At 42.3% G+C, this 10,457-nt stretch carries 8 protein-coding genes; 4 read left to right on the top strand and 4 right to left on the bottom strand.

All coding sequences use genetic code 11. The features are described 5' to 3' along the window. Positions 1-442: 442 nt before the first annotated feature. From ASV53_RS19845 to ASV53_RS19855, 3 genes are all read left to right on the top strand, one after another. Positions 443-1,369, top strand: a complete 927-nt coding sequence (locus ASV53_RS19845; protein WP_094958373.1) for a Rossmann-fold NAD(P)-binding domain-containing protein — start codon at positions 443-445, stop codon at positions 1,367-1,369. A gap of 170 nt (positions 1,370-1,539) precedes the next feature. Beyond that, positions 1,540-1,974: a thioredoxin TrxC gene (trxC, locus tag ASV53_RS19850; RefSeq protein ID WP_062691224.1), complete on the top strand. Its 435-nt coding sequence runs from the start codon at positions 1,540-1,542 to the stop codon at positions 1,972-1,974. Positions 1,975-2,155: 181 nt separating this feature from the next. Further along, positions 2,156-3,007 (top strand): hypothetical protein, encoded by an 852-nt coding sequence (locus tag ASV53_RS19855; protein ID WP_094958374.1) that lies wholly within the window; start codon positions 2,156-2,158, stop codon positions 3,005-3,007. A 103-nt stretch (positions 3,008-3,110) separates the two neighbouring features. Here the strand turns inward: ASV53_RS19855 and ASV53_RS19860 are convergent, their stop codons facing one another. From ASV53_RS19860 to ASV53_RS19870, 3 genes are all read right to left on the bottom strand, one after another. Then, positions 3,111-4,652: an alanine/glycine:cation symporter family protein gene (locus tag ASV53_RS19860; RefSeq protein WP_094958375.1), complete on the bottom strand. Its 1,542-nt coding sequence runs from the start codon at positions 4,650-4,652 to the stop codon at positions 3,111-3,113. A 274-nt stretch (positions 4,653-4,926) separates the two neighbouring features. Beyond that, the gene (locus ASV53_RS19865; RefSeq protein WP_094958376.1) at positions 4,927-5,871 is read right to left on the bottom strand and encodes a GGDEF domain-containing protein; all 945 of its coding nucleotides are present in this window, start codon (positions 5,869-5,871) and stop codon (positions 4,927-4,929) included. A 516-nt stretch (positions 5,872-6,387) separates the two neighbouring features. Continuing rightward, complete coding sequence (locus tag ASV53_RS19870) at positions 6,388-7,218, bottom strand: helix-turn-helix transcriptional regulator (protein ID WP_094958377.1); 831 nt, start codon at positions 7,216-7,218, stop codon at positions 6,388-6,390. 128 nt (positions 7,219-7,346) lie between these two features. Here ASV53_RS19870 and tyrS point away from each other — a divergent pair, with 128 nt between their 5' ends. Next, positions 7,347-8,636, top strand: a complete 1,290-nt coding sequence (gene tyrS, locus ASV53_RS19875; RefSeq protein WP_094958378.1) for a tyrosine--tRNA ligase — start codon at positions 7,347-7,349, stop codon at positions 8,634-8,636. An 80-nt stretch (positions 8,637-8,716) separates the two neighbouring features. Here tyrS and ASV53_RS19880 read toward each other — a convergent pair whose 3' ends face one another. After that, on the bottom strand, positions 8,717-10,348 hold the full coding sequence (locus tag ASV53_RS19880) for a methyl-accepting chemotaxis protein (protein WP_094958379.1): 1,632 nt from the start codon (positions 10,346-10,348) through the stop codon (positions 8,717-8,719). Between the last annotated feature and the right edge of the window lie 109 nt (positions 10,349-10,457).

The following is a 10,457-nucleotide window of genomic DNA, read 5'->3' on the forward strand; positions in this document are numbered from 1 at the left end:
TTACGGGTTAAGATCAAAAAAAACTGTGGGTATCGTTTGCTTTTGTTTAAATTTACATCGAATTTTAAACTTTTGTTTAGCAAAAAAGTGAGACACACATCGGTATCTAAACTAATTTTTAAACTATAAACACCCTAAATAAATCAATCATGCTGAATAAACCAACTGTATTTATGCGATTTTTTTGCAGTTTAGACATGAGCCGTAAGCCAGCATCGGTATTCCCCTCCTTGAGTGCATGAAATTAGGTTAAACATGCACAACATATACCGCATTTGAAACACCCTCTTACACCTAAACTTCATGTGTTATGCGATTAGCATCGCAATCCCTTTTTATTCTATATAAAACAATAGTCAGCCTCTAGTTTGATTCGCTATAAAAGATAGAGCAGACAATACACACAAAGAAATATAAATAATCATTGTAGCGAGAGGTAAAGATGAAAAGAGCCTTAGTGTTAGGCGTAGAGCATGTGATGGGATCATGCTTATGCGAATCTTTGACTCAGCATGAATGGGATGTGCTTGGCGTCGTTAGTGATACTGAAACTACTGCACCAATACTGGGAAATTTAACATTAGCAGAGCTACTACCTGAAGACCTTGATTTTCTATATCAACTCGCTGAAGAAGTCGACACCGTCTTTTTTCATCAGCCTTATGAAAGTGACGAAACCAACGCCCCTTTTTCATTAGAAACCATCATTACGTTATGTGAAAACCTGAAGCTTCAATTGGTTATCACAACCAATCAATACGACTTCAGCACAAACTGGCTACCGTCTTTAGCTTTCTGGCGTAAAAAGAACCCCATTCCAATCTCTGTTCCAAGCGCTCTCCTTCAGCGGTTAGAAGCCGCAAGTTCACATTGTGAACAGATACATGTTGTCTGCTTAGGGCATACATTAGATTGCCGCAATAATGAAGGCTATCTCGGGTTATTGATCAAAGAGACTGACGATCGCCTGTATATCCAATCACCAAGCGCTGCCAATTTACAACACCATTGGACCTATTTGCCTGATCTTGCAAGTTCGATTGCTACACATCTTACGGATTGTCCTAGCCAAGCCAATAAAGGAGCACTCCACATCAGTTATTACGCAGGCCATGAAGCCAGTATTGCTGATATCGCGCGTTGTCTGACTCTAAGCTCGGGTAAGCCAGTATTTATTACGCCACTACCTTGGTTAGCCATGGATGTTATTAGCTTATTTTCACCTCTTTTCAGGCGCTTTATGCATTTACGTACATTGTGGCAGCAAGGAATTGTGACACCCCGCTCGCACTCATTAAGCCAATCATCAGAGCAAACTCCATTAGCATTAGCGTTATCGCAATCTTGGCGTAAGAAAACGATCAAATAATAGAATAACCAGATGCTCGGCAGCGGAGACGCAAGGCTACGCCCACCGAGCTTAGAGTGATAAAGCAAGCCTTCATCGATTCTATCTATTACAGCCATTCAAATAATCCGCTTTAGCTTTAACTAGTGAACAGTTACATTGTTTTCATAGTCAGTACAGGAAGAATAATGATGACAACAATGACCACACGCTGCCCACACTGTAAAGCAATGAACCGTTTACCTATTGAACGTCTTGAAGAGACTGCAACTTGTGGCGCTTGTAAAGAAAACTTGATTGACGGCAAACCCGTTGAAGGAACAAGCGATAACTTTCTTTCGCTAATTCAAAGCGACACACCTGTTGTTGTCGATTTCTGGGCTCCGTGGTGTAACCCATGTGTTGGCTTTGCTCCCATTTTTGAAGATGTGGCTGCTGAAAAATCAGGGGCTGCACGCTTTGTTAAAATAGATACCGAAGCGCAACAAGCGCTAGCAGGACAATACCGTATTCGTAGCATTCCAACGATTATGGTCTTCAAAAATGGTCAGATGATTGATCAATTAAATGGCGCGCTGCCAAAAGGGCAATTTAACCAGTGGTTAGATGAAACGCTGAGTAAGTAGCTATTTGTAACAGTTATTTGCCAATGATCGTTAAAAGTAAGCCACCGCTCTGTGGCTTACTTTTTACCGCATTCCTATTTGCTTCCCATAAATAGAAATCACTTCGTTTCATTTCTAAGACATCCAGCTTCAGCGTGACTCTTTTACACTTGTTTAACCCCTGTCTGTAAAAGAGGCGTGTATGGCTATATTTCAAAAATCACAACAATGGTTGTTAACGACTCTACTGCTAACACTAACAGCCTGTAGCTCTACCCCCTTACTCACTAAATCATCCGATCTGCTTTTTTTACATTCCACCCAAGTCTACATTGACATGACCGATGCTCGTCGAAATGGTTCGGTAGTTGATAAAGGTCTGTTTTATCCTAAAGATACCTATTCTTTTGCATATCGTTATTGCGCCACCAGCCCAGAAAGTGCCACCACTGATATAGCCGAGTACCAACAACTCGCAAAGCGTACCTGTGATGCAAATCAAGGGAAGTTAGTTCATCAGTCCACAGGGACTTGGTGTGTAAGTAATGCCAACACTATTGAAGAAGCGCCTATTTTTTATGCCCGAATTTCAAGCACAGAACTTTGGGCTGATCTCTGCCTTGATGGCCCATTTGTTACAATGCGTGTAATAGAAAATACGGATGCCGCCGAGGATGAATGGCGAGCATCGGCCAAAATATTAGGTTACCAGCCTTACTCTTCAACTAGGCAGTTAATGTCTAAAAACGACAGCTACGGTCAGCTATATCAAACGCCAGTTGCCCCACTCGACGATCAAACATGGGATCAGGAAAGCTTATATATCTACAATTCCACGGGGCAAACCGTCTGTTTATATGATCAAGCAAACAATAGCCCTCTTGGCCATACCTTTTTAGGTACAGTCGAAAGTGTCGATGTAGGGAAAGTTCGGGTCTTAGTAACAGCAAAAATGAAAGGTGATATTCGTACCGCCCCCATTATGGAAAAACTAGAATGGCACGACCGAGCTTATATCACGGCCCCAGCCCACTCATGGTTTGTTTGTGGTTAATACTGACTGCTGGCGGTTAATATAAACGAAACAAAAAAGAGGCTACCCATGGGGTAACCTCTCGCATTTTAATCCTTCTGAGCCTTATATCTCATCTGGATGACTACACCGTTGATTTAGCGGGTGCACTGCCATCTGCATCTTCTGGTTTAACCGCTGCTTTACCATGGAATTTTTTCTCCCAGTAATCCGCGCCTTTAATGCCAAGTTTTACAGGGTCAAACGTAAATTCTGTCACGCCTGCTTTTTGCTGTGCTTCATAATCTTCCAGCGCTTTAAGTGCGGGTTTTGACATAAAAAAGATAATTAAAATACCCACAATATTCAGCCACGCCATAACGCCAACACCAACATCACCCATAGCCCACGCCAGATCTGCGGCTTTTACCGTACCGTAGAACACCGACACCATCAGGACAATCTTCAACACAAACATCATGCCCGACACTTTGAACTTACGACGAATGAACGCAATGTTCGTTTCTGCAATGTAGTAGTAAGCCAATATCGTAGTAAAGGCGAAGAAAAACAGTGCAAAAGCAATAAATGGTTTCCCTAACCCTGGTAGCGCACTTTCAATCGCCATTTGCGTAAAGACAGGACCATTTGCGCCAATTTCTGCCGATAGGTTCTGAACTAAAAATGCCCCTTCTCCACCACCATGTACATTGTAAGCTCCAGTAAGAAGAATCATAAATGCAGTAGCAGAACACACTAGCAGTGTATCGATGTAAATAGAGAATGACTGAACTAAACCTTGCTGGGCAGGGTGCTGAACATGCGCAGCCGCGGCAGCATGAGGGCCTGTACCCTGGCCTGCTTCATTAGAGTAAACACCACGCTTAACACCCCAACCAATTGCAGCACCAAAGCCCGCCATTGGTGTAAATGCATCACCTAAAATCATCATGACAATACCAGGTACTTGGCTGATGTTTAGTAGAATGATAACAAACGCGATAATGATGTACGCCAATGCCATAAATGGCACAACAATTTGCGTAAAGTGCGCAATACGCTTAACACCACCAAAAATGATAAAACCAAGAATGATCGAAATAATGGTGCCAGTCGCAATTTTTGCGAAGCTAAAAGTGCCAATCGCAGTTTCGATCATCGCTCCTGAACCAAATGCAGCTTCAACAGCGTTACCGATACTATTTGATTGCACGCCGGGTAGTAATACGCCACACGCAAAGATCGTTGCGATCGCAAAGATCCAAGCATACCAACTTTGCCCCATACATTTTTCAATGTAATAGGCAGGGCCACCACGGAACTGACCTTCGTCCTCTTCTTTGTAAATCTGTGCCAGCGTCGATTCAGCGTACGCAGTCGCAGCACCTAAAAATGCAACAACCCACATCCAAAAGACAGCACCGGGGCCACCAAAACCAATGGCAGCAGCAACACCTGCAATATTACCCGTACCAACTCGACCTGATAATGAAACAGCTAGAGCCTGGAAAGATGAGATCCCTTTATCTGAACTTTTCCCCGATAACAAAAGACGCCACATTTCACGAAAATGACGTAATTGTACAAAGCGCGTAGTAACGGAATAAAATAACCCCGCCCCCAAACACAAGTAAATAAGTACTGGGCTCCAAATGATTCCATTCAGAAAATCGACTACTGATTGCATGAAACACTCCCTGTTTTACATTGCTTTTTGATTGATTTGTATACGGCATAATAAACACAATGTAACTAGGATGTTAAGGATTATATTTCAAGGGTGGTTTTGGTGTGATTTAAAGCACATTAATCTATATCGAGGAGTGAATAGGAGATGTTTCTTAAGTGTGCGCTATAGTGATGGCAAGAAGTACTATTTTGCAACAATATTCAGTACTGTGAATCGATGGATAAAGGAGGGAAAAACACTATGCGGCTAAGGTGATGACAGTAGATCTGCTTTACGATTCAATATCATTGAACAAAGCCACGCAATTTTTGCCATCATGATTTGCTTGGTATAACGCACGATCGGCTTTCGATACCAGCTGATCCAGTGAGGTGATTTCAGGACTCATGGTTGCAACCCCCATGCTTGCTGAAAAGAATAACGGTCCAAGCTCTGTTTCTACGGCCACTTGAGACAATGCCAGACATAGTCGATTGGCAACTGCAGCCGCTTGCAATTGATCATGCCCTGGTAAGCTCAAGATAAACTCTTCGCCCCCCCAGCGCCCTATAATATCGGTCTCTCTTAAATTCTGAAGGCTAACAGTTGCGAATAGGCACAATATTTCATCACCAATCTGATGCCCATACTGATCATTGAGCTGTTTAAAATTATCGAGATCTATCATGACACAACTTAACGGTTGATTTTCAGCGCTAGCGACCTCAAATTGCTGAGTCAGAATTTCGGAGGTTGCTCGGCGATTGAGCAAGTTTGTCAACCCATCATAGTTAGCTTGGTGTTCTAGTTTTTCACGCAGTACATGTTGTTCGGTGATATCCATAGCTGTCACTTGTACCGCTAATTCACCATCCCAAATCACAGGACGTGACAATAAGCTTAACCAAATCGTAGAGCCATCAGCCTTAAAGCCTTTTACTTCTGCTTTGATTGTTTCAGAGGCTCCGTTAATAAGAGCGGCGCTCTCGTCGAGGGCTTGCTGATGAAATGGCAGTGCAATGAGAGGCATAATTGAACCATATTCAATCATGGCTTGTTCATTATCGAAACCATGCATCTGCGCATAAGCTCGATTACAAAATAAGGGGGTCAAATCACGATGAACCACAATGCCTTGAATTGAACCATCAATCAACTCGCGATAACGCTCCTCACTGGCTTTAAGTTGACGCTGGGTTTCAATCTGCGAACTCAGATCAATGATCGTAATCTGCATCGCAGGTTCACCCTGCCATTCAATAACGTGGTCAACAGTAAGGACGATAAGCTCATTACCTGCGCTATCGATACCCCTGGTTTTAACCGCCCAGACATAACGCCAGCATACGTCGCGAGTGCCTTTGCATGCTCAGGTTCAGAAATAAGTTGTAGCAATGACGGAAGCGCGAGGACCTCTTCACTCGATGTGTAACCATAATGAGTTGCATACGTATCATCGGCATAGAGGGGCTTGAAATCACGGTGTATAACGACGCCGTAATGAGAGTCGATGAAGACCTTTTCATCTTTTAAAGTTATTGTCGCCACGGATCTACTCACTGAAGCATTTTCATGACCATTCGCTGCTTATCACACCAGAGATTTGATCAAACCAAACGCTATATTACACCTTTCACTGTATTCGTTATAGATATTAATTTGCGATGTCTCCCCCGACTTCCCCCTATTATGAACTCACATCTAATATCTGCGATTTCAACAACGAATCCAATCAATTCGATATCAAACAAGACTATTCCATCACAGCGTTATTAGCGGTATCTACAGTGATCAAGTAATTCAAAAACAACCCGAACAGCTCACTAACGGATGAAACGTTCAAATTGGCATATATTTTTTTACGATGGTTTTTCACTGTTCCCATTCCAATATTAAGCTGTTCAGCTATCGCTTTTGAATCAAAACCTTGCACGATTAATTTCAGTACATCATGCTCACGCTCCGTTAAAACAGCTTGACCAAATTCATCGATTGCCTGCTCCACGGCATAACGAATACGTGCATTATTGACGGGGGCATCTGCCAATAAAAAAGATTGATTCAACCAATGCTGTCGAGTCAACGCAGCAATAACGTCATATATTTGATGCAGGCTCTGTATTTGCTTCTTTTTCTCAGTAGAGAGCTGCCCAGAAGCTTTATCCTGTAAATGGCCAATATTGATCACCACGCACCTGTCAGTGTCGAGTGGGATCACGAACCCAACTTCATCGCTCCATCCCGTCGATTGATAAAAATCATTAATGTAATCAGGGTTTATTCCTAACTTAGCAGCCAATTCATCATGCCGATACACTCCTTGTTCCACCCCTTCTTCAAAAGCACGAAAAAAAGGGTCATCAACATAAGAACGATTAAGATAATGCTGGAACAATAGCTCCCTGTTTTCCGGTATTGCATCGTACAGATACACGGGCCGGCGCTGGCGGTTATACCCCAAGATCACAACACAGTCGAAATCAACATGCAGACGAATCAATGCCACCAATGTAGAGGCAAAATTTGCTTTATTCTGTGCATTGATGGTTTGGGCTAAGGCTGTTAACCATGCCGTATTGTTCATAACTTTCTTTCACACAAAGAAACAAGTCGGTTAGCATAACAAAATGCCCTCTCTATCCCTATAGGGATAACCAAAAGAGAGGTAATTCACGTCAGGATAGCAGCATATCTCGTTCTACAGGAATCAATATGTCGACTATCAACCAAGACTTATTCAAAGAATTGCAACAGCGCGGGCTGATTGCACAAGCATCTAACAGCGATGAACTGCAACAACACTTGGCTGAGTCACGCACTGTCTATTGTGGTTTCGATCCAACAGCAGGCAGTTTGCACATCGGTCACTTGGTTCCTTTAGTCATGCTTAGACGTTTTCAACTTGCCGGCCATAGTGCTGTTGCACTCGTTGGTGGTGCCACCGGTATGATTGGTGATCCAAGTTTTAAAGCCAATGAACGTACGCTTAATAATGAACAAACCGTAAAGCAGTGGGTTGCAGATTTACGCGGCCAAATACAGCATGTATTACACAGTGAACAATCAAATCCCGCGGCCATATTGAACAATGCTGATTGGATTTCAGGCATGAATATCATCAGTTTTTTCCGTGATATTGGTAAGCATTTTTCAGTAAATGCGATGATCAATAAAGAGTCCGTAAAGCAGCGTTTAAATCGCCCAGAACAAGGGATTTCATTTACAGAGTTTTCTTATTCATTACTGCAATCATACGACTTTGCGCACCTTAATCAGGAGCATGACTGTAGCTTGCAAATTGGCGGGAACGATCAATGGGGAAACATTACCAGTGGTATCGATTTAACGCGCCGCTTAAACCAACAGAAAGTCTTTGGATTGACGCTACCGTTAATCACTAAATCAGATGGTACAAAGTTTGGCAAAACGGAAAGCGGTGCTGTATGGCTCGACCCGACCAAAACATCACCCTACAGCTTTTACCAGTTTTGGTTAAATAGTGCTGATGCTGATGTTTACAATTTCTTGCGTTACTACACTTTCTTAAGTGTCGAGGCTATCGCAGACATTGAACACCAAGATTCGATTCGTAACGGTAAACCGCAAGCACAACAAATACTGGCAGAAGCCTTAACAACGTTGGTACACGGTGAAGACGCGCTACTTTCTGCACAACGTATTAGTCTCGCACTATTCTCTGGTGAACTACAGTCGCTCACGCTGGCTGAATTGCAACAATTAGAGTTAGATGGTCTACCTTGTAGCCCCCTTGATACTACACTTTCACTACCAGCTCTACTGGTGAAGAGTGGTCTTGCATCGTCTAACAGACAGGCTCGGGAGTTTATGGCTAATCAAGCCATCAGTGTTAATGGCGAAACAGCTATTTCCGATGACCTTAGCGCCTACTTACCACTACAACAGCAGTACTTAGTCTTGCGTAGAGGTAAAAAACAATTTCACCTGCTGAATATTGAGAAATCAATAAACAATTCCCATTAACAGCCATACAAGAAAAAGCCTTACTGGATCCAGTAAGGCTTGAAATGTTTACAGATAAATAAGAGCTGAGTTTATGTTAGCTACACAATCTTAAAACGCCCGACCATGCTTTGAAGGCCCGTTGCAAGTTGACTCAATTCAACACAGGCTTGCGACGTTTGTTCAGAACCCGCCGCTACGCTATGAGAAGACTCATTAATATTCTCGACATTTCGACTAAGCTCTTCAGTCACGGATGTTTGCTCACTGCATGCACTTGCTATTTGCATGTTCATGCTAGCAATTTGGTTCACCCCACCTTCAATTTGTGAAATGTGTGTGCCTGTTAGCTCTGTTTGTTCAACGCAAGACTGAATTAACACACAACTTTCTTTGGTTGCCTCACCGGTGTCTTTCGCCCGTTTTTGTAGCTTTTCGATAATCGCAATAATCTCGCTGGTTGACTCGGATGTACGCCCAGCAAGTGTTCGAACTTCATCTGCAACAACAGCAAAGCCGCGTCCCTGATCGCCAGCGCGTGCCGCTTCAATGGCCGCATTTAATGCGAGAAGATTAGTTTGCTCTGCAATACCACTGATCACGTCAACCACCATGCTGATGCTGGCTGAGTCTTGCTCTAATTGAGTCACCATTTCGCCAGCATGCTCAATAACACTAGCGACACGTTGAATTTCTTCGATGTTCTTCGTAACTACGCGGGTACTTTCATTCGCGTCTTCCGTTGCTTTGTTGGCGGCGCTTGAAGCATCTTCGGTGTTATTTGCGACTTCTTGTACTGTTGACTGCATCTGGTTCATGGCCGTTGCAATCATAGTCAGTTCATCTTGCTGGTGCTTCATGCCGTCCGATGCGTTTGATGAAACCGTACTCACTTCTTCAATCGCCGCACTTAACTGAGTAACCGAGCTTGAAATATCATTCACTAAGTCACGCAAGTGATCTTGCATGGTGACACATGAATCAGCTAAGACACCAAGTTCATCATTACCAATATTTTCTCGATTTAAACGGTGCGTCAAATCACCCGCTGCAATTTTACCTGCAAGAGTAGTCACAAGCGATAGAGGCAAACAAACCTGACGAGTTAAGAATAAATTCATAACAACCATGAAAGCGATTAATAATAGGATGCCAATTAATGTAAATGTATTTGACTGCTGAACATTATTTAATGCTTGATCTCTTTCACTCATACTTTCTTCATTAGCTAGGTTTAATAGTTTGTCTAGAGAGCTTTGAAGAGTATTGAATGCCTGATAGGAATCATATGTGATTTTATTCGCGAGAGTTATTTCTTTATTTTTTATTGCTGATGAAAAACCATTCTTGCTCGATACATATATATCCCAATCTCTAATAACACTCTGAAGTTGATTACGATATTCAGATGAGATCGACATTGATTGAAGCTGTTCAAGCATGGCAGAAACGTTACGATTTGCTTTTTCAATACTGGTTAATACCGTATTCACTTCGTCTTTATTACTATTGGATAACAGAAAAAACTCATCCATTCGTAGCGTTGCAATATCTGTTTGTAAATCTTGTACCAGAACGATCCTTGGCATAGTGCCATCCGTTATGTCTAGTAGATTACTTTTGATAGCTGAAATTTCTGAAATTAAAAAATAGCCTAGTGCAGCAACAGCTAAGCCTATAGAAAAAAAGACAACGCCAATCTTCTTTCCTACAGAGAAGTTCTTATAATGCATTATTAATGAACCTTATAGAAGACTAAAAAATGTGTAACGGGTGCAAAGTCGGCTTATGATATAGCTGACGGTATAAGTGTCAATTAATTAAACAAAAAAACAAACACAT

Origin of the sequence: Photobacterium sanguinicancri (genome assembly GCF_002265265.1) — a bacterium.
Taxonomy (GTDB): Bacteria; Pseudomonadota; Gammaproteobacteria; order Enterobacterales; family Vibrionaceae; genus Photobacterium; species Photobacterium sanguinicancri.